This is a genomic window from Ekhidna sp. (assembly GCF_965228795.1).
In the GTDB taxonomy this organism is placed as follows: domain Bacteria; phylum Bacteroidota; class Bacteroidia; order Cytophagales; family Cyclobacteriaceae; genus Ekhidna.
Genome location: NZ_OZ245839.1, coordinates 876924 through 898919, shown reverse-complemented (window position 1 = coordinate 898919; position 21996 = coordinate 876924). Strand labels below are relative to the sequence as shown.

Sequence of the window (21996 nt, the reverse complement as noted above, 5' to 3'; positions counted from 1 at the left end):
TAATTGGAATCTTCTCATGGGTGTTAGGAATATTTTAATATAAAGTTAGAATTTTGCAAGGAGAGAAAAAAAATGAGATTCATAGAAAGTATTCTTTTAAGAGATGGCAATTACATTAACCTGGAACTCCATCAGCAGCGCATGGATAATACTTTCAAAACCTATGCGGCTGAAGAGCTTTCTCATGATCTAATTCAAATTTTACCGCATATCAAATTAGAAGGCACCTATAAGGTACGTTTGATTTATGATCTTGACTCGGAGGATGCGGAGTATGACATAGAATTTGCAGCGTATCATCCAAGAAAAATCGAATCGCTACAAGTGGTTTCTTCCAAGCCGTTTGACTATGCTTTTAAATATGAAGATCGGAATCATATTAATAAATTAATATCGCAGAGCTCTGCAGATGATATACTAATCGCAATAAACGATCGAATAACTGACGGGTCATACTTTAATCTGGCACTTTGGGATGGGGAAGCATGGCTCACACCGGACAGCTTTTTATTAAATGGCGTGCGGAGACAGCAGCTTTTAAATGAGGCTAAAATCAAAGAGTCCACCATTCAAATTCAGGATTTAAAAAATTTTGAAAGGATCAGTTTAATCAATGCCATGATGGACTTAGGAGAGTTGGAGCTGCCTATATCAGCTATCGATATTCCCAAAAACCACGGTTGATTTTAAATACTTCTTTCCGCCGCTCTTTTGAAAAAAGGTTTTTAACCACTCCATGATAGACTTCCAGCGAGTCTCCAGAAAGTGCGATAACGATCATTGACAGTGTAAAATCAGCCTTATAATTAAAAACCAATAGCAGATAGATCATTAACGTAGCAAGTCCTGCAACTTCTATCAATTGAAAGATTTTAGTAATTCCATCATACCATCTGGGCATAGCACCGTAAATAATTTTAAATAAAAAGACATTGAATAGGCAGAAGAATATGGCTAATGCTATTTGTGCTTTTTCAGACATCTGATCAATGGGGTCATCGTCCAGAATTTGAGAAATAATATTCGCATGGACTACTCCACCGAACATATCATTCTTTGCTTTTCCGACATAGTTTTCGTTCATCGGGGTAAAGTAATAATCCTCAGTTGTCTCAGTGTCTCCGATGTACTTACCCAAGAAACACATAATGACAATTTTGTCTTTGAAAAGATCCTCAGTGAAGTTTTCATCAAAAACATCGTATACATCCAATGCGAAATACTTCATTCCATATTGAGCAGCTGAAAAGCTGATAATATTTCCTTTATAATTAACGACTTCTACATCATTTCCTCTGGCTAAGAATTTCTCTGTCATTGCTGAATCATACGCATACGCCAACCGTACAGGGAAAGAATATCGTGTCTCTCCAGCTACCGTTTCAAAAGGGGTAAAATCCCGACACATCTTTAAATCTTCTTGAGTTCTAGCATCTGTAATCATATTCACATATCCTAATGCTGACTCTTGTACGATATGGTCTTCAGGCTTGATGGTCGTTTCAAACTCTCCCAATTCCTCATTGTAATTAATTAGTTTCTCCCCAATGATAATATTTGGTGTCTCAGATAAGACCCGTGTGAGCGCGCTATCCTCAGGCCATTCCTTTGGAGCATCCAGCATTACATCTAATCCTATGACTTTCGGATTGTATTTATTAATTATCTCAATTTGACGCGCAATTCCTTCTCTGGGTATTTCACCGATATTCACTATTACGATTCGTTCATCGGCAATCGGATCATCCTGCAGCTGCGAAAAAACAATATCTGTTAGTTCAAAATCTGCAAACATTTCACCAATTGGATCAAATGCATCAAATACTTTCAAAAATGTGAGTGAAGCAAATGCTCCCATAATTCCAAAAATGAATAGGGAGCATAGGATGGTGTCGGCGATGAATCGTTTCATTTGTTAAAAATAGTTGATTCATTCGTTGCTCAAAATCCCCAGTTTGGGGTATTTCGTTAGAATGTCAACCCAAACCTCAGTGCTGGAAATGCTTTTTTGAACCCATCTGTAAATATCAATTCGGGAGTTAAGCTGGTTTTTGAAGATTTCCGATTGTAAACAGTCATTTTATAGGTGTGACCCTGGTAGAAACCTCCCTGCTGATTGATCAAGTAACCAAAGCCAACTCCATATTCTTTCTCACTCGATGTGTTAATCGCAAAATACCCCGATAAAAAGCCATTCAGGTCAATGTTAAGATCATTTTCCTCACCCCTCGAAACGAAGTAATGCTGCGTATATAGCAATCCAAATTTGGTGGAAGGCTTCCCAAACCTATCCTGAAACCGAAACGAAATATCATAACTAATGTCAGGCACAAACCGATCTGCATAGTAACCCAGGCCTACGCCTGCGCTGAATTCAATGAAATCTTTTGGGGTCCCCTTATCAATTTTTTTGACATTTAGTTGCCCGAATTTCAATTCTCCGGACATATCATAGGTCGTTCTCCTGAAGTCAATCTCTTCTTGCTTTTGCTTTAAACCTTTCCAAATTGCTTCAACACTTACTTTCTTGATTAGATCAAGATCATCCAGATCATTGAGTGTAAAGGAAATGGCAACCTTCGACTGATATAATTCAAACTCATATCTATCCGATCTATACTCCTTCATTTCATCCTTTCCTATTAAAAAAATGTCCGAATTTTCTTCGATGGGTTTGATTTGAACTTTAGCTGCTTCCTCACCCAAATGTTCAACATTGCGATAACTCACTACGACTCCTCCACTATAATCAGAAGATTGTGCTGCGGTTTCCATCACACTAAGGATAGAATTCCACAATTGATCGGTCAAGTAGGTGTTACCACTTGATGCACGATAAAATGCAACCTTAAGGTTAATTTTCGCTTCTGTTTCAACGAGTAATGTGTCCGGATAAGTGGGTTGCTTTGACCTCTGAGCCAGAACCGCAGAGACTAAAAGGAATGTAGAGACAGATATTATTATTTTAAGTTTATTCATCTTTTTCATAGAGCTTAATTTTTAATGCTTGATAATTGACAGGTACTTCGTTGGGAGATTTTTGCCATTGAGCTCTTATGGTCACTTTTCTTCCATTTTCAATTGTTGGTGATTCTAGACTCGCCTGGATTATTGAAATATCGTTTTGATTAAATACTACTTGTTCTTTTGAAGGCTCACTTAGTTCTATCGGAACCAAAGTGAGGTTTGGATTACTTATTACAGCAGCTTTCAATTCCGCATGCTTTCTTAGTCGAGGCGTGATCACAGGAACTATATGAGTATTTAATTCCAAAGGTTCTTCTTGAATTTCATGAATTGGTTCTTGAATCTTAGATTTAACCACAGCCGATTTATCGTACACATTAATAACCGGTTGCGTCTCCTTGAGTATCGTAATAGGCAGCAAGGTTAACAGGAATAAACTTGCAGCGGCCATCCACCAATAGTACGGATATCTCCTACTACTTAATCGTTCATTTAGCCGGTTCCATACACGCGCTTCATCGAAATCAATTCCAATATCTTTACTATCGAGCGTATCTAATTTTTCAGAAAGTTGATTAAGAGCCATATCCTTGATCTTTACTGTTCAACATGTCTTTCAGGAGTTTTTTCGCCTTAAAAAGTTGTGATTTGGAAGTGCCTACAGAAACACCAAGCTTCTCTGCTATCTCCTGATGCGAGTAACCCTCTACTTCATATAGATTAAATACTGTTCGGTATCCAACCGGAATGGATCGGATTAATTTCAGTAGATCAGCAGCTTGCAATTCAGATAAAGGAGAAACATCAATCTCTTTATCCAAATCTTCATTTATTGCCAGGATTTGGATATCCTTATTTTTTCGAAGCTTCATCAGCGCTTCATTGACCATAATCCGCTTAACCCACCCGAAAAAAGCGTTCTCACTTTCGTAATTAAATCCGTTAAGGTTTTTAAAAACTTTATAAAAGCCTTCGAGCAAAACATCCTCTGCATCTTCCACGCTTTTCATGTACCTGATGCAGACTCCCATCATTGGTACATTTAGCCGTTGATAAAGTATCTGCTGAGCCTTGCGGTCACCTGATTTACATTTATCGATTAGGTCGTTGGTGTTCAAAAGAAGCATTTGATAGGAGAATGCAAATTAGGTACGGTTGGTTGTCTACTATCAAAAAAGAATCCACAATTAAATTCACATCGGATTGGTTCGTGTATAAAAACAAAAAGCCATTCCAACATAAATCGTCAGAATGGCTTTTGAACCTTATAAAGTTCAGCTTATTCGCTGAATATCTTTTCTACCAGAACATTCACTTTGTTGTTCATCACTTCCACAACTCCTCCTTCTACAAGGAGGTGAATTTCTTCTTTCTTTTCGGGCTTGTAACGAATATCACCTTTACCAAGCGTCGAAACCATAGCAGCGTGATTGTTCAAAATCTGGAAAGATCCATCACTGCCTGGAAAGGAAGCGCTCACTACTTCGCCTTCAAATACTTTTTCGTCTGGTGTTACTATCTCTAGAAACATAATTATTTATTCTATTTTCCTACCCCTAACCCTCGAAACGTCGAACCGCTCCATGGAGGGGGAAACGATTTTTAAAGTTGAGATGATATGTAGGTGGAAAACCAAATCATCTCAATTATTTCCTATCGCGTTGCGATTAGGCGTTGGCTTCAGCCATTAGTTTTTCACCTTTCTCAATTGCCTGCTCAATCGTACCTACAAGGTTGAAAGCTGCCTCAGGCAAGTGATCTAGCTCACCATCCATGATCATGTTGAATCCTTTGATGGTGTCTTTGATATCTACAAGTACTCCTTGAAGTCCTGTAAACTGCTCTGCAACGTGGAACGGCTGAGATAAGAATCGCTGTACTCTTCTTGCTCTGTGTACCACTTCCTTATCCTCATCAGAAAGTTCGTCCATACCAAGGATGGCGATGATATCCTGAAGTTCTTTGTATCGCTGAAGGATCTCTTTCACTCGCTGCGCACAATCATAGTGCTCATCACCAAGGATGTCTGCACTCAAAATTCGAGAAGTCGAATCCAATGGATCCACCGCTGGATAAATTCCTAACTCAGCAATTTTTCTTGAAAGTACTGTCGTAGCATCCAAGTGAGAGAATGTTGTAGCCGGTGCTGGATCAGTCAAGTCATCCGCAGGTACGTAAACCGCCTGTACAGAAGTAATTGACCCTCGCTTCGTTGAGGTAATTCTTTCCTGCATCAGACCCATCTCTGTAGCTAGCGTAGGCTGGTATCCTACCGCTGATGGCATACGACCAAGAAGTGCTGAAACTTCTGAACCAGCCTGTGTGAATCGGAAAATATTATCAACGAAGAAAAGAATGTCTTTTCCTTTTCCTTCACCGTCACCATCTCTGTAGTGTTCTGCAACTGTCAATCCTGAAAGTGCTACTCGAGCCCTTGCACCAGGAGGTTCGTTCATCTGACCGAACACAAATGTTGCTTTGGAACCCTTAAGTTTTTCTTTATCTACTTTTGACAGGTCCCATCCACCTGCTTCCATTGATTCTTTAAATTCGTCTCCGTAATCAACGATTCCAGCTTCAATCATCTCTCGAAGAAGGTCATTGCCTTCCCTTGTTCTTTCACCTACACCAGCAAATACAGACAAACCACCGTGTCCTTTTGCAATGTTGTTAATCAACTCCTGAATCAATACGGTTTTACCAACACCCGCACCACCAAAAAGACCAATTTTACCTCCTTTTGCATAAGGCTCAATCAAGTCGATAACTTTAATACCTGTAAAAAGCACTTCCGTAGAAGTGGAAAGATCTTCGAAGGCAGGTGCGTGCCTGTGAATCGGTAAACCATTCGTATTATCTACCTGCTCCATTCCATCAATTGCCTCACCTACTACGTTGAAAAGACGACCTCTGATCGCTTCTCCAGTAGGCATCTTGATTGGTGCACCAAGGTCAGTCACCTCAGTTCCTCTTTGAAGGCCGTCAGTTCCTTCCATCGCAATGGTTCTCACTGCCTCCTCACCCAAGTGCTGCTGCACTTCCAAAATCACTACTGTGCCGTCCGGACGGACAACTTTGAGTGCATCCATAATCTGTGGAAGTTTTGATCCCTCGGCGCTGAAGCTTACGTCTACTACCGGACCAATAACCTGGGTTACTTTACCTGTATTTGCCATTATTTCTTGTGGTTATATTAATGGGGTTGTTTGAAATTTGGTGCGAAATTAAGGGAAAAAACTATAAGGAAAAAGGGTTTTCGTCATCATCCATTCAGGTAAATTCTGAAAGTAGTGCCCTTGTTCATTTCTGAGTGTTTTACAAAAATTTTTCCTCTGTGATAATGACCAATAATACGCTGGGCGAGCGTTAACCCCAATCCCCACCCTCGCTTTTTCGTAGTGTACCCTGGTCTAAATACATTTTTTATTTTCGTTTTTGGAATTCCCTTACCAGTATCCTGAACGTCCACAGCGATACGACCCTCATTTGCTCGCAAAATACTGATATGAATCGATCCTATTCCCTCCATTGCGTCTGCTGCGTTTTTACAGAGATTTTCTATCACCCAGGCAAAAAGTGAGGCATTAACCTTTGCTTCAATATCCCTATTTGGGAAAACAGAAACAGTGATCAAAATCTTAGAAGAAAGCCTTTTTTGGAGATACATGACAATTTCATCAATGACTTCTGCCAAATTCAACATGGATAGTTGTGGTTCGCTACCTATGCTTGAAAACCGGTCGGTAATCAACTTTAGCCGGTCGATATCTTTATCAAGCTCCAGTAATGCCTCTAGCTGATCCGGATATAAATCTTTAAAATACTGAGACCATGCCATCAAAGATGAAAGCGGTGTGCCTAGCTGATGAGCTGTTTCCTTTGCTAATCCCACCCACACTCTATCCTGCTCTACTCGCCGTATGTAATTCAGGATCATAAAAGTAATCACGCCAAATAGGCCAATAACAGAAAGCTGTATGTATGGGTAATACCTGAGCTGATTTAATAAGAATGAGTTTTTATAATAAATGTATTTATAACCATAAATACGATCCTGATCATCTTTCAGTGTAACTTCTATTGGAGGGTGGGCTTCCCTCATTTCTTCTACCTCCTCCTTAAGAAATTCAACTCGTTCTTTCCCTTCCGGTATTTTATCTGCTTTGCTCAGATTTCTGTAATCTTCAGGATTTGCATTTTCATCGGTGAGAATAACAGGAATTGAATTGTTTGCAGCAACAATTTCATCTAAAATCAAGAAGAAATTGACGTTTTCGCTCTCATTGGCAAGAAACTCAAGTGAACTGGCATATATCTCAATCTGACGCTGCTCACGCTCTCTGATCTGCTCAACAAGCCGATTGGTATATAAAATTGATCCAAAACTTATAAAAACGGCAAACCCCACTACGAGCCACTTTAAATGTGGTCGAAGTGGGGCTAGCGTGTTGCTTGTTGCTTCTTTAAAGTTTTTTTTCAATGCAGATTCCCTTATAGCTATTCTGACAAAGTAAGCGCTTCATCAGGATTAAAAATAACGAGGAATCTGTGATCTATTTTAATTCTTCTGCATGAACCACTTGGCTAACACCTTATAGTTCACTTTAGCTCCATGCATTAAAATACCAATTCGATAGATTCTACCTGCTAACCATAAGGTGAAAATAAATCCACCTACTAGCAATACCATACTCAAAGCAATCTCCCATGCCGGTACTCCAAATCCTATTCGACCCATCATAACGATTGGCGAAGTAAACGGAATGATTGAGAGCCAGAAACTGATGGATCCATGAGGGTCATTGAAGACAAACATGAATAGCCCCATCAAGGCAACAATAATTGGCAACATGATCGGCATCATAAACTGCTGTGCATCCGCAGGAGTGTCTACTGCAGAGCCTACTGCCGCAAAAAGTGCTCCGTACAACATATAACCTCCTAAGAAAAAGAAGACAAAAAGCAGTACAATTTGTGTGATAGGCGTATCGCGGATAATCGTCATGACCTCCTGAACTTTTTGATTGGACTGTATCGCGGAAGCTTCATCTCCTGATTGTTGCATCATTTGAGCCGTTTCAGCAGGATCCATGCTTAAGCCGAATACCGCCATGGCTCCTCCGATAATAACAGTAAACAAAAGCATCCATATCAAAAACTGGAAGATACCAACAGAGGCAACACCCACTACTTTTCCTATCATCATATGAAATGGACGTACAGATGAGACAATCACCTCCACGATCTTATTGTTCTTCTCTTCGATGACACCTTGCATCACTTGTGATCCGTAAACGAACAAGAAGATGTAGATTAAAAAGCCCATTGCATAGCCAATACCGAAGGTGAAGCCGGCATCACTCTTTTTCTCATCTCCGGTTTCGGAAATGTTAAAGGAATCGATACTTACATAGGTTTTCAGTTGATCCAACTGCTCTTCAGTCAATCCTGAGCGCGTAAGCTTGATGTCCCTGATTTGAGCTTCAATATTATTTTCGAACCGATTTACCAGATTAACTCCCGGACTGGTTTTCGCATAAAAGAGTACCCCTTCAGGGTTATCAATGTCAATGTCCGGAATATAAATCAGAGCAAAATCCTCAGATTTACTGAATCCCTCCTTAGCAGATTCCAATGGACCCTCGACCTCCTTGTAGGTATAACGATCTGAATCCTCGAAAGTGAGCAAACCACTCTCATCCAATACACGGACTACTTCTGTTTCTTTGCTCTTTTCATTTTGAATAGCCAGGTAAATCATTCCTCCCATTACGGCAGGAAAGATCAATGGCACTAAGATGGTTGCAAGCAGGAAAGACTTCTTCTTAACCCTGCTCATGAATTCACGCTGTATTACTAATAATATCTTATTCATTACTTGCTTCTTTTTCGGTGATTAGGCTTCTATTAATTCAGGATCTTCTTTTACCAATGAAATGAAAATGTCATTCATGCTTGGGATACGCTCCACAAATGAATGAATTTCCACCTGACCAATTAATGACTTCAAAAGCTCATTTGGATTGCCGTCAGGTTTAAACTGAATCAACGATCGTTTCAGGGAGCGACCAATGTCTTCTGTATTGACTACCTCAAAGCCATTCCCATTTTTAAGTTCCCCTTCTTTGTATTCCACATAATACGTTCCATCACGATACTGCTCTTTGATTTCAATCTTTGGCCCATCCAAAATCTTTTCAGACTTATGAATCATAGCTACGTGATCACAAAGCTGCTCTACGGATTCCATTCTATGCGTAGAGAAAATGATTGTAGCACCCTTTTCTCTCAACTCAAGTATCTCATCTTTAATCAAATTGGCATTAACAGGATCAAAACCAGAGAAAGGTTCATCCAGAATAATCAGTTTAGGCTCGTGCATCACCGTAGCGATGAACTGTATTTTCTGAGCCATTCCCTTAGAAAGATCTTCTACTTTTTTACCCCACCAATCAATGATGTTTAGTTTTTGGCACCATGATTTCGCTCTTTTTGAAGATTCTTTCATGGAAAGTCCTCTCAGCTGACCCAGGTAAACCAGCTGCTCACCAACTTTCATTTTCTTGTACAACCCCCGCTCTTCCGGGAGGTATCCAATTTGCTTGATGTGCTCAAGGTTTAGTGGTGTGCCTTCAAATAGTACGGCTCCTTGATCAGCCTCAATAATCTGATTAATAATTCGGATTAATGTGGTCTTTCCCGCCCCATTAGGGCCCAACAATCCAAAAATTGTTTTTTCAGGAATCTCCATACTTACATTAGACAGGGCCTGATGCTCGCTGTATGCTTTACTTACGTTTTCTACTTTTAATAGACTCACAGTGAATTCGGTTTTATGATCATTAGTGCACGAAAGTATGAAAAAATTACACAGTCATTGATTTTTTTCTACTGACTGGATTTTGCGACTAATTTAGTGGCTCAATTGTGCATCTAACCGGCAGTATGTTTTTAAGACGCTTGTATTCTCTATGGGCCATTTTTTCGATGGTTTTCTTTTTTGCCCTTTTGATCATTCCATTGCTTTTAATGGTTCCGATACGACCATTGCACAAAGTAGCTCTTAAGATTAACTATATCTGGGCATGGTGTTTTTTGAAAATGGCTTTTATCCCGGTAGATAGGCAGTACCATTTCAAAATAGATAAAAAGCAACAATACATCCTTTGTGCAAATCACTTTTCATACCTCGACATCCCGATCTTAGGTCTGTTCCCACTTCCTTTCAAGTTTGTGGGGAAAAGCTCACTGGCACGCATTCCTATTTTTGGATACATGTACCGAACACTGCACATTACTGTAAACAGATCCAGCTACAGAAGCCGTGCGCGTAGCTTAGTGAAAGCACGTGAGGCTATTGCTGATGGATTTAATCTTGGATTTTTTCCGGAAGGAGGCATTCGTCTTACAGAATACCCAAATATGGTAGATTTTAAAGATGGGGCTTTTAAACTTTCTGTTGAGAATAATATTCCTATCGTACCCGTTACCTTACCGGATAATTATTTAATTCTTCCGGATGATGACCTTTTCAACATTAGAAGAAAAAAATGTCGCATTACTTATCATGAACCTATCTGGCCAAATGGAGACACAGAAAATGATGTAAAACAACTTAGGGAAGAAGTTTTCCGTGTCATTCAATCGGGACTAAACAATTCATTGGCTAAGACTTAATTTTAAGCTTTAATGAAAATCACAAAAGAAATTCTCCATAAGACTGCCCACCTTGCCAGACTTCATGTGGATGAGAATAAAGAGGAAGAGATGATCAACGATCTTCAAAAAATGGTGGATTGGGTAGATAAGCTGCAAGAGTTAGATACTGAAGGTGTGAAACCTCTTACCGGTATGTCTTCTGAACAAAATCAATTCAGGGAAGACAAAGTCAACGAGCACCTTCCAATTGATCGGGTTTTTAAAAATGCGCCAAAACACGATGAGAAATATTTTCGAGTGCCTAAAGTGATTAAATAGTTAATTATTCTATGAGAAAATTTTTAGCAGGTCTATTTATACCCTGTTTACTGGCTATGCTGTGGAGTTATCACAATGGATATAGCTCTAGCATAGATTGGGAGGTTACCACTACAGGTGAAATCATTGAATTTCCAGCCTGGTCGCTGGAGACTGACTTGATGACTCATGAAATCAAAGGTGAAAAATACCTTCTCAGTGAGAATTACTCCGGGAGTGAAATCAAAAGAAACCTGAATGTTGATAAAGCCTTTATGGCGCTAATGTGGATTGGGTTGTGTTTAACACTTGCAGCATCCACCTATCTAAAAAGGTATGCATTTTTTGTGATTGCAGCTCTATTTGCCCTTTTCCTCAACAGACTGAATTTATTTGAAGTCGGCCTTTTCGAAATCCAATCTAAAATGGTGATTCTAATACCATTTATTGGCTTGATTGTTCCTCTAATCATCTTTCATGAATACAAAAAAAATATTCCTTTTACAATTAGAGCTGCGGTTCTCATTGGAATAAGTGGTCTGTTGTTAGTAGGAGTTGGTAATGCTACACTTTTTACTGACCACCTTATCGCTCATTCAGTTTTCGGCTACACCATTTGTGGCATATTGTTTCTATTCATCATATCAGAAGAGATTATTTTCACCATTTTATATGTGGTGACATCAGGAAAAGGAGGAAGAAGTAACCATATCCACTTTCTTGTATTATCACTTATCTATTTAGGCAATCTGGTGCTTTACTATCTGAATAAGTCAGGGTTATATGAAAACAGTTTCTTTTACTTTGACCCATTCGTTTTACTTACAATCACTTGCCTGATCAGCATGTGGAGTATTAAGTACAAAGCAAATTTTCTTTCCAGATACTTTACCAATGACATTGCATATTTATTGACATTCAGCCTGGGGATTGTCACTTTATTGTTCATCGCACATCAAATGATTCGTGGAAACGATGGCGTTTATGAAGCGTTTCACTACTTCATTCTTTATTTCCACATCGGTTTTGGTGCCTTATTTTTCTTATATATCATAGGCAATTTCATCGATCCATTGATCAAGGGGTTTGAAGTTCATAAAATCGTCTACAAGGAGCGTAATTTTCCTTATGCTAGCGCCAGGCTGGGAGGTGTATTCGCCGTTTTAGCGTTCTACTTTCTTGCAGGTCAAGAACCATACAATCTGCTACGCACAGGGTATTATAATTATCTGGCTCAAGAAGCAAAAACGGATAACAATCCGCTACTTGCCAAGGAGTACATCTTACAGGCTAGTTTTCTAGGGTATAACACACACTACGCCAACTACACATTAGGTTGGTACGAGTTAGAAAAAGGTGCAGATTTTCCTGCTAAAACTTTTTTTCATAGTGCTGCTCAGCGATTCCCTTCTCCTTATGCACTGGTTAACTATGGAAATCTTGATGCTGAAATTAATCCGAATAAGGTTCAGGCGATTTATGAAGAAGCGCTAAGAACCTTGAATAGCGGTGAAATGAAAAATAATCTTGGCCTGATTCACCTAAATAAAGGAGAACTCATTCGAGCCTTAGAATATTTTGAAAATGCCAATCAATCCGATGAATGGAACGATGCGCCATTGGTAAATAAATGGGCTGCTTTGAGAAAAATAGAAGCCATTGACAGTGTAAACATTCAATCAGACTATTACGAAGGAAATTTTGGGGTGAAGAGCAATATACTCACCTCTCAGACTAGTAATACTGAGTTATCCTTTGAATATGAATCATTAGATAAAGCAGAACCTTTGCACCAAAAGGTATATTTACTCAATGGAGCCTTCTTGTTTGATCATGATTCATTAGAGGTTTTTGCGAAAAGAGTGATTGAGGAGTCCTCGGATGCCACCTTTAATTCCAGACTTAGAAAAGCATTGGCTTTGCACCTGTATAAGAAAGGTGAAGTAAATGACGCATTTCTTATTCTCGATTATTTACAGGCAAATGCACACCAGCTTTATAAAGGAATTTATTTAGATGCATTGGGAAAGCTTGCATTGGATCAGCAGGCAAATAGGCTTGCGTTGGAGTTTTTCAATAAAGCTCTGGAGCTAAAATATAATGAGGCACTGTTCGGTAAAATCGAAGCGATGGCACGTCTGGGGACTATTGAGAAGATTCCCACTGTTCTACTTTCTGCGTTGAAGCAAAACCCTGAGTTAACTAACCGGGCAAACCAAGTATTAGCCCGATTAGATGATTATGAGAAACCAGATCGAGGCAGACAGCCCGTCCCTACCTTAGACAGCCTATCCGCAAAAGCATTAATCCAACTGGGCAGATCTAATGCATTTCATGAGTCGCAAGTAGTCGCTGTAGTAGAAGAACTGACTAAACGTGAAGCCTCAGGAGGCTATGAACTGTTGGTGGATGCTACCGAAATAAACCCATACAGTGATGTCCTTCTTAAGAAATATGCTTTGCTGGCATTAGACTGGAGCCTAATAGAGTATGCTGATCAAGCGGTTGACAAACTAAAATCACTTCTCCCGGAAGATGCTTTCATAACCTTTAAGCAGGAATACGACCAACGGAAAGAAGAGCTGGAAGATGAAACATGGTGATTCATTTTATTGAATAGATATGTTCGAGCTTAAGTCTAGTATAAAAGAATTAGAGCTTCGCAACCCCTATAGAATACTGCGGTGCGTTAGCTAATCTTCCTATCCTACTCTGGAATTTGATGGCACAAAAAAAGCCTCTTGATTGCTCAAGAGGCTATTTAGTGTTTTATTCCTATTCTTAGTTAGCAAACTTAAATAGGATGTTCTGAATCATCTTCTGACGAACAGGCTTTCCTCGTTGCTTTCCTGGCTTCCACTTAGGAGAGTTTTTAAGTACTCTCACAGCTTCTTCATCACATCCGGCTCCAATTCCTTTCACCACGTGAATATCAGTAAGAGATCCATCTCTCTCTACAACGAACTGTACGAATACACGACCTTCGATACCCATACGCTGCGCTTGTCTTGGGTACTTCAACTCTTTCTGAAGGTACTCATAGAAAGCTGTGATTCCTCCAGGGAATGATGCAGACTCTTCCACAATTGTGAAAATTTCATCTACATTTTCTTCTTCGGGAGCTTCTTCGAATACAATTTCTTCTACCACAGTCTCCTCAGTTACTTCCACGTCCAATTCAACTTCGATCTCTTCCTCGATTTCTTCTTCATCAGGAACCTCTATGATCTCAGGTACTTGAACTTTGGGAGGTGGGGGAGGTGGCTGCTCGGTTGGTGGAATATCGATGATATCTTCGAAATCATCGTCAATGTTACCAAGGTCCATAAGACCGGTATCGTCGTAAGTTCTCCACTCGAACGCCAATATTACTAGTAATAAACTTGCTGCCATTCCAATATTCAGGAACAAGCCTGATTGTCTGGAAAGGTCAATTTTTGGATTTTTTTTCGGTTCCATATTCCTTCTTTTGTGAAGTTGAACATCAAATATATGCCCTTCAATTTTTATATACCAAAAGGACGATGGTATTTCCTTAATTCATGCAAAAAACATTCCAAAATTTCCTAACCCCCTACTTCTGCCTTATAATCTTCGGCTGAAATCAGGTGATCACCTTTATCAGAAATTTTGATCTTGATCATCCACCCATCTCCATACGGATCTGAGTTGACCACTTCGGGATTAGACTCCAGATCACCATTTACTTCGATGACTTCACCGGAAACAGGCATAAAAAGATCAGAAACAGTTTTCACTGCTTCTACTGTTCCAAATACATCACCGACATTAAGTGACTCCCCTTCTGTCTCTATTTCAACATAAACGATATCACCTAGCTCGCCCTGAGCAAAATCTGTAACACCAACGGTAGCAACATCTCCGTCGATTTTTACCCACTCGTGATCTTTGGTGTAATGTAAATCTGAAGGAATATTCATTTTTATAATGGATTTAATAACGGGCGTCAAAAATACCATATTGAATTGAACTGCCCTACTGTGCGAGACCAAATCTTAGCTGAACACCAAAAGCAGTGGTGGCTCGTTTGTATGAACTGAGCACTTTAGGGTCTGTGACGTTTCTTTCCATGTAGAAAGTAAAGTCAAGCTGGTTATTGATTTTATAAGTGATGGTTGGCCTGACTTGCCAGGTTAAATTACCATTTGTGACTGTGCTGCTATCAAAGATTTTTCTTTGTACCGTCTTACTTTCCCTTACGGATGCAGCAACTCTCATCGTAAGATCATTTTCTAATGTAATCGTTCTTCCCTGAAACTTCCACGGTAACTTGAACCCTACTTTTGAGTATCCAATATCCAGTGTAACATCATTATTCACTGTCTCGGTGATTTGCGCATTCGACATATTCAAAGCCAGGTTACGACTTTTTCTAAATTCTAGTCGAGTAGAAATATTGTTTTTCGTTCGGACGTTGAATCCGATTAATGGAACGAATTGTTCAGAGATCATCACTTGATTGATAATGTAGACCGGTACTAATCTGCCTGTACTATCATCCTGCGCCAGTGGATAATCTAGAATGTCGTTTTGCAAACCAATAACATCCTCACCATAATTCAGTGAATTTGTGAAGCTGGAAACACTATATGATGAATTATATCCATGAGAAACAGTGAAAGAAGAAAAAAGCTCTGACAAAGCAGGGATATTAACCAGTCCTGTGTAGTCTACTCTCCAATTCGGTAGCGGCGTTTTTGGAAATGGAGATAGCTCTACCGTATTAACATCTTTTCCGGAGTAGGCTGCAATAAAGGAGGGGATCAGCACATCTTGAGAAAGGGTATCGTAATCACCATTTGGATTGACTCGATTCAACCTTTCCCTTATATCTAACAGGTTTTGCTCAAACTGCATAAATGCTTCAGAATTGTTATCAGGGCCATCCTTTTGAAATGCCGTATTAATTGATAAAAATGAAATAGCATAACTTCCACTTCTGGATGGTGTAAGCGTTTCAAACCCACCCTCTCCGTCAAATCTAAATATCTCCTGATACTGATTGTTCAACCCTCTGTTCCATGTCAACTGCATTCGCATTTCTTTAAAAGGCTCTAAATCTGCCTTCACATCGATATCCGTACCATAAGTCTGTTGAAATGGTGAGTTGAGATTTTCATTTTCAACCAGCCACCCATTATGAGCTGCCTTTCTTTTTATGCCGGGATCCTGACTTCCTAAAATAAACTCAATGCCAGGTGCATTGAAGCCGCTATCAAGACCAAGTAAGAATGGCTGAGGTGCAAACCCGGAAAGTGACGTACTTTCATTGATGCTATAGGTTCCATTGACAGATTTCAGCATCATGAGGAATTTTAATACACTGTTTACCGGACTAACTGATTCATCTCTACCGGGAGGTGTATTGGCGTTTTTCAGGAAGGTGACTTTGTCATAAAGTTTATTCATATCCACCCTGCCTGTAAGACCAATGGTTCGCTGATTATTGATAAAGTTCCCAAAAAATAATGAGTCTGGTGTATCAACTCCTTGGTCTATCGCACCTGCCACCCAACCATATCCTACGGAGTATCGTGCGTCAGAAGAAAACCAATCTGTAAACGGAATCTTATCGAATGGAAGCGAATAGTTAAGTTGTATGCTTTGATTGAAGTTTTTCATCCTGCCAAGAGTGAAAATTTGATCCCAGATATATTCACGCTCAAAACTTGTATCGATATCACCCTCTATTATTCCTTCCGGCTCATCGATTACAGCATTTGCAGTAGCACTATATGTTAGGCCAAGACTTTTGGTAAAATCCCACCTAAATCCATAGTTTCTGGAAAATGAGAATGTCTTCTCATACAGCGGATCCACTCCATCGGTTGTCAGGTCATTATTATAATATTGGGTAAGCCTAAAGTCACGTCTTAGGTTGGAAGAAAATGACAGATTTGAAGGCACGGGTGAGAAATTAATATCCTTAATCAATGCGAAGTAAGGTGATGAGAGCTTTTCAGAATTACCAAAAGGTTCAATACTGAAAGACGCAGGTGAGAAATTATAATTCACCCCTCCACTTACTGTTTTATTCAGAAGTGTTTCAGTACTCACATTACTTGAAAATCGATCACTGTATGCATAGCTAAAGGAGAAATTTTCAATATCGTAAATATGACTTCTTGCATCAGGATTAACTTTTTCTTTTCTCACATTGGTGAAATTGATGCTTCTTCTGGTCGTTCTGTCCTGCACAATTCTTTTATATTCCTCGCGCTCTGTAGGATTGTCAAAAGCTTCTAGCGATGCTTCTAGCGGAACATCGGGATCCAATGGATCAAACTGTGGAGTTATTGTTGTTTTTTCATAACTCACAAACATAGGAATCACTAAGCCTGTCTTATCCGGTCTTAGAAACTTATCCAGATTCATGTTGGCAGAGATGTCATATTGCCTTGTCTCTGCCCGGGATCGTTCGGAGATTCGCTGCTGAATACCTCCAAACCCAATGGATGTATATCTGGTTGAAGCTGAGATCGTGCCTAAATCTGCCAGCTTTGTGCTGACTCTTGCATTTGCAGCCCACCCTGCATTGCTATCGAAATCTGTTACCCTAAGTTCATTAGCCCAAATACATACAGATTTAGGAGTGTTCGATTCATCTCCCGGGTTTTTAACTCCGATCATCATTACTTTGATGGCACTGATATCAGGCCTTCCCTTAATTGTAAATGTATATTTCCCGTCATTGGATGGAACTGAGTACAACTTATTCTCATCTAAGTCGGCCCTGTTTCTTTCAGATTTTATCCCAAGTAATTCTTTAATTGAGATATCCAATTCGTTTTGAAGCGGCCATACTCGTCTTCTTATTTGATCCTGTGAACCAGTAAGATCTTCAGGCCGGGTTATTTGTAATGGAACCTCTATTTCATAATAATTCTCATCAAAGTCTGTTCCCAATCTTATGATTGCAGAAACTTCATTATCAAGAACCATATCATCATTATGTGCTTCTGCGTGAAAGAACATCTTCATTCTACCATAATTAATAAGATCATAAGAAACGTTTTTATAAACAGCTCTTGCGTCTTTATCATCTAAATCTTCCACACACACCTGCAAGGACTGCTCATTGAATCGGATATTTTGCGGTGTTGTGTTGTCAATATCCCTGTCAAGGCCAGGTGGAAGTACATATCTAACACCTCCTGAAGTAGACGTACTGTTTTCTTCGATACTAACAACAGAAACGGAAAAATCAGATGTCTCAATGTTTGGAAGTGCATCTAAGCCCGGCTCATTCAGTGCTCGTTCAAACTTTCGCCATTGACTGCCTACCAATCGCATTTGAGCAAAACGAAGGACCACCGGCTGACTCCAACCGGTCAGATACATCCTTACGTATTTTATATTCTCAAAGGATGGGGAGCCTATGGGTTTACCAACATTCTTAATAGGGATTCTAAATAGATACCAATTAGAGCTCTCCTCATTAGGAGCCGATATCTGATCAACAATGTAATCGCTTAGCACCAGGTTTCCATCACTTGGATTATTTGCACCCTGTTTTGGTCTTAAGTCTATTTCATATTCAAAATATTCTTCCAGATCAGAGATCGTGTTGTCTTGGTTTAAGTCTTCATTATCCGGAAGTGTAGTAGAAGCAGGTATGAACGCTCCCCCACCTGCAGCTGCAATGGGTGAGTTATTCTCCATGCCATTCCAGTTTTTGTAGCGCTGAACAATAGTCGCATTTACTTCATCGTAAAAATCGTCCAGAATATACCTGAAATTATCTGCTGAAATATCAGTAATATCAGGGCTTAGATTAAGAGCTACGTTATTCTGATCCAATATCAGTTGCTCATCATCGTCCGTCAGACCATCGATACCCACATCTTGATTATCTCTTGCTCCCGGAGAGTTTTCGAAAAAATTGGTTAAGTACTGATCTTCGGTTATTTGGCCCCAAGTTGTAATTGCACCTATTTCACCGTTAGCAGGAAGTCCATTTTCAAAAGCATGTTTATCATCCGGGGCAACATCCTCTGAGACACTACCGAGGTTGAAATACAGTTTCCCTCCATCGGTATCTTCTCTTGCGTTTCCGTTTATCAGACCGTCTTTAACTACTCCGTTTTCTCCATCAATAAACGGGTCTAAAAGCCAGAATTCCAGGTATTCAATATTCGTTTTATTGAAGTTGACTTCATTCGTAATTGCACGTGTAACCCCACCCCAATTTTGCTCAGGGTTTGGCAAAGTATTATCTGGATTAGTAGCAGGGTTGTAGTTATACTGTCCTCTTTCATTCGGGAAAAATGCCACATCAAAAATCGGCTCGTTAAAGTTGACAATCGTCTGATCTCTCTGCCTGAAAATTTCCTGTGGTAAAACAGCCCGTTCATAATGATTTTCGAGATCTGTGTCAGAAATGTTGGAAGGACGAGCATTTCCTCCTGCTCGATAGAAAATACTATTATCTACCGTATACCATGCGATTTTTGCTTTTCTATAGTTGTAATTAAGGCCTTGATTTCCGCTTTGAGCTTCAGGGAAAACCCTCGGTGTAGAGGCTAATTTCCACGCTTGCCAACCCATGATATTGATGGGTGTTATCGCATTTTCGAAATCATCAATGTAAGAAGTGCCTTCTCCGTTTACGATATTACTCGTGCCCGGAACCAGCTGCGCTACCTCTGCATTGATGGTAATAGACGATGGTGCTTTGGTACTTACCATTGGAAGCGCATCCACCATTTTTGTCAGAAAGCGTGATTCATTTTGATAATTGATATCAAACCCGTACTTCGTATTTCGGGTCGGTTCATTTCCAACAGCATACCGGGTAATACCTCCCGGCCGCTCGTTTAGGTGAAGTACTGTTGCTCCTATATTGAAGTTCTCATTAAAACGATAATCAAAACGTGCTCCTGTCAGCGTCCTTGTCTGGAAATTAAAAAGGTCCGCCTTTTCATACGAAACCTGGATAGTCTTACCTGAACTAAGTATTCCCTCATTTAAAATACGCACACGACCCAGGTTATAGTCTACGGTATAATCCAACCCTTCAGTCAGTGGGGTATTTCCGGCGGTAACTATGACGGATCCTTCTGCTATATTGATACCCGGGAGTGTGATTTCACTGGAAGATCCGGCAGTTAGCCTTCCAGATATCACAAATTTATTTTGAGTAGCATTTAATTCTGCTGTTGCTTTTGGTTCAGTGTAGAGCTCATCATATACATATTTCTCTACCAGGTTGCCCTCATCCGATTGAAATTGCTCTTCCAGCGTATTTCCAAATGGCTGTAATACCGGAAAGATGATATTTCCGTTCTGAGGATCTATTGTATAGCGTTCGACAAAATCGAAATTTCCATCAGGTTGCCGATCTCCTTGTGGATTGAGCCTATCAAGACTGAAAACCTCTACAAGTGGCTTATCCTTTAACTGCCTTCCCTCATGCAGTGAAGGATTGTCCTGACCTGTAGCATCATCGCGATAGATGATTCTCAGCTGAAATCCTTCTTTTCCAACCTGAGCAGCGTTGAGGCTGTAGATGTTTTTCATCATCAACTCCCATGTAGGCACAGTCGTATTGATTTTATTCGGACGCAAAAGTTTTAAATAAATCACCTTGTCATCAGACCTGCTCTGATAGTCTTCTGTAAGCTCTCCCACCTTATAGGCCGTTCCATTAAATGTGTATTCATAGGCAACAGCTAGTATTTCATCACTCTGAAGACTTCTCGTAAGCGTGATATATCCTAGCTCACGATTGATCTTATATTCAGAGTCATCGAGCTTTCTGGCGGTAGTTACCTTTACATAATCAACTGAACTTTCAAATGAAGGGAAGGTATTGGAGATGAACTGATCCACTCCGTCAGCTGGCTGCACGGTTAAATTTCTAAAAAGTGAATTGGCGTTGTTTCTTGTAGGCCCTCCCTGTCCGGGACCTACATTGTTGTCATCTGCATAAATAACACTGCCTTCACCCAAATCCATAAATCCAACAATGTTTCGGGTGGTCTCTGTATCATTGTTTCTATTCAACACATATACCTCTGCTCTTGTGACATTTACACCTGAAGTGACCTGGGGCAATGTAGCTAGCCATCGTTCATAGTTATCCCTGAAGAAGTGCCCCAGAAAGAAATGTCTGTTTTCCTGATAGTCAGAGGCCTGAACTTCAAACTCTCTTCCCTGAAATCCACTTTCGATGGTTAACGTCTCATTTCTTCCCCGCTGCTGTGAAAGCACGGTAGTCACAAATAGTTTTCCAAACTGAAGTTCGGTTTTGATTCCAAACAAGGACTGTGCGCCACTCATCAATGAATTGGAAACCGGCATGCTCACATTACCTATTTCTATCCGTTTGATGATATCCTCTTCATAGCCCGTGTATTCAACTTTGAGATTGTTTTGAAAATCAAAGGTGTTGTTGTTATCAAAATTGGCTGTGATGGCAAGCTTCTCACCAACTTTTCCCACCACATTCATACTTATCTGCTGATTGAAATTGAATGCTCCATTTCGTTGCTGACGCAATGGAATGGCTGGGTTATCAATTCGCTGAAAGCGTGCACCAAAATCCAGATTCACAAATCCATTTGGCTGGATATCTACATAGCTACCTCCAAAAATTCGGTCAAATACCGGACTTATATAAAGGCGTGGGATTAAGCTTCTGCCACTAACTGCACTTTCACCATCAAGACCGGCCGACCGTTCTTTAAAATATTCCCTATTTAGCTGTGAATTATTATAGCGGTTAAACTCGCTAAATGTCATGAATGAAGCCGGTCGGAAATCCAGTGCACCAATGTTTTCATAGACAGAATAAGTAACACCGGCATCTTCGGACGTAGTATCAGGATTGAACTGTACCTGCATGTCTACTTGCGAAGGATCTCTTAGAAACAGTGGTGATCGGGAACTCCTAAAAGAAAACGGATCTCCAAACCGATAACTTGGCTGAAAGGTTGGTTTTTTACTAGGCTCATAAGGGCCAATCGTATCACCCTTCACCGTATCCTGCTGTTGAAAATACAGCGCATTCGCTTGCGACCAACTGCCCAAAATTAGAAACGCTAGAAGGAA

Annotated in this window: 16 protein-coding genes; 4 read left to right on the top strand and 12 right to left on the bottom strand. The window is 40.0% G+C overall.

All coding sequences use genetic code 11. From position 1 onward, the window contains the following. Positions 1-72: 72 nt before the first annotated feature. Positions 73-684, top strand: a complete 612-nt coding sequence (locus ACQK2H_RS04100) for an aminotransferase class IV (protein ID WP_425390200.1) — start codon at positions 73-75, stop codon at positions 682-684. On the opposite strand, the gene ACQK2H_RS04095 is transcribed toward ACQK2H_RS04100, so the two are convergent. From ACQK2H_RS04095 to ACQK2H_RS04055, 9 genes are all read right to left on the bottom strand, one after another. After that, positions 656-1912, bottom strand: coding sequence for a CHASE2 domain-containing protein (locus ACQK2H_RS04095; protein ID WP_425390199.1), 1257 nt, complete (start codon positions 1910-1912; stop codon positions 656-658). The genes ACQK2H_RS04100 and ACQK2H_RS04095 overlap by 29 nt on opposite strands. Positions 1913-1968: 56 nt before the next feature. Next, entirely contained in the window at positions 1969-2988 is a 1020-nt protein-coding gene (locus ACQK2H_RS04090; protein WP_425390198.1) for a hypothetical protein, read from the bottom strand. Beyond that, a complete protein-coding gene (locus ACQK2H_RS04085; protein ID WP_425390197.1) occupies positions 2972-3553 on the bottom strand; it encodes a hypothetical protein in 582 nt (193 codons plus the stop codon). The genes ACQK2H_RS04090 and ACQK2H_RS04085 overlap by 17 nt, the downstream gene beginning before the upstream one ends. After that, complete coding sequence (locus tag ACQK2H_RS04080; RefSeq protein WP_425390196.1) at positions 3543-4085, bottom strand: RNA polymerase sigma factor; 543 nt, start codon at positions 4083-4085, stop codon at positions 3543-3545. Before ACQK2H_RS04080 ends, ACQK2H_RS04085 begins: the two co-directional genes overlap by 11 nt. Before the next feature lie 161 nt (positions 4086-4246). Next, positions 4247-4498 carry an ATP synthase F1 subunit epsilon gene (gene atpC / locus ACQK2H_RS04075; RefSeq protein ID WP_420316665.1) on the bottom strand — a complete coding sequence of 84 codons (252 nt, stop codon included), beginning with the start codon at positions 4496-4498 and terminating at the stop codon, positions 4247-4249. A 136-nt stretch (positions 4499-4634) separates the two neighbouring features. After that, complete coding sequence (atpD, locus tag ACQK2H_RS04070) at positions 4635-6143, bottom strand: F0F1 ATP synthase subunit beta (RefSeq protein WP_425390195.1); 1509 nt, start codon at positions 6141-6143, stop codon at positions 4635-4637. Between the two features lie 86 nt (positions 6144-6229). After that, positions 6230-7447, bottom strand: a complete 1218-nt coding sequence (locus ACQK2H_RS04065) for a sensor histidine kinase (protein WP_425390194.1) — start codon at positions 7445-7447, stop codon at positions 6230-6232. A 78-nt stretch (positions 7448-7525) separates the two neighbouring features. Next, positions 7526-8842, bottom strand: a complete 1317-nt coding sequence (locus ACQK2H_RS04060; protein WP_425390193.1) for an ABC transporter permease — start codon at positions 8840-8842, stop codon at positions 7526-7528. Positions 8843-8863: 21 nt separating this feature from the next. Then, positions 8864-9787 (bottom strand): ABC transporter ATP-binding protein, encoded by a 924-nt coding sequence (locus tag ACQK2H_RS04055; protein WP_425390192.1) that lies wholly within the window; start codon positions 9785-9787, stop codon positions 8864-8866. 125 nt (positions 9788-9912) lie between these two features. Here ACQK2H_RS04055 and ACQK2H_RS04050 point away from each other — a divergent pair, with 125 nt between their 5' ends. The 3 genes from ACQK2H_RS04050 to ACQK2H_RS04040 are packed head-to-tail and all read left to right on the top strand — an operon-like array spanning position 9913 to position 13526. Next, positions 9913-10644, top strand: coding sequence for a lysophospholipid acyltransferase family protein (locus tag ACQK2H_RS04050; protein ID WP_425390191.1), 732 nt, complete (start codon positions 9913-9915; stop codon positions 10642-10644). A 12-nt stretch (positions 10645-10656) separates the two neighbouring features. Next, positions 10657-10944 carry an Asp-tRNA(Asn)/Glu-tRNA(Gln) amidotransferase subunit GatC gene (gene gatC / locus ACQK2H_RS04045; protein WP_425390190.1) on the top strand — a complete coding sequence of 96 codons (288 nt, stop codon included), beginning with the start codon at positions 10657-10659 and terminating at the stop codon, positions 10942-10944. 11 nt (positions 10945-10955) lie between these two features. Beyond that, positions 10956-13526: a tetratricopeptide repeat protein gene (locus tag ACQK2H_RS04040; protein WP_425390189.1), complete on the top strand. Its 2571-nt coding sequence runs from the start codon at positions 10956-10958 to the stop codon at positions 13524-13526. Positions 13527-13704: 178 nt separating this feature from the next. Here the strand turns inward: ACQK2H_RS04040 and ACQK2H_RS04035 are convergent, their stop codons facing one another. The 3 genes from ACQK2H_RS04035 to sprA all read right to left on the bottom strand — a co-directional run bounded on the left by ACQK2H_RS04035 (position 13705) and on the right by sprA (position 21975). Then, on the bottom strand, positions 13705-14382 hold the full coding sequence (locus tag ACQK2H_RS04035) for an energy transducer TonB (RefSeq protein WP_425390188.1): 678 nt from the start codon (positions 14380-14382) through the stop codon (positions 13705-13707). 107 nt (positions 14383-14489) lie between these two features. After that, positions 14490-14864, bottom strand: a complete 375-nt coding sequence (gene gcvH, locus ACQK2H_RS04030; RefSeq protein ID WP_425390187.1) for a glycine cleavage system protein GcvH — start codon at positions 14862-14864, stop codon at positions 14490-14492. Positions 14865-14919: 55 nt separating this feature from the next. Further along, a complete protein-coding gene (sprA, locus tag ACQK2H_RS04025; protein WP_425390186.1) occupies positions 14920-21975 on the bottom strand; it encodes a cell surface protein SprA in 7056 nt (2351 codons plus the stop codon). Positions 21976-21996: the final 21 nt, after the last annotated feature.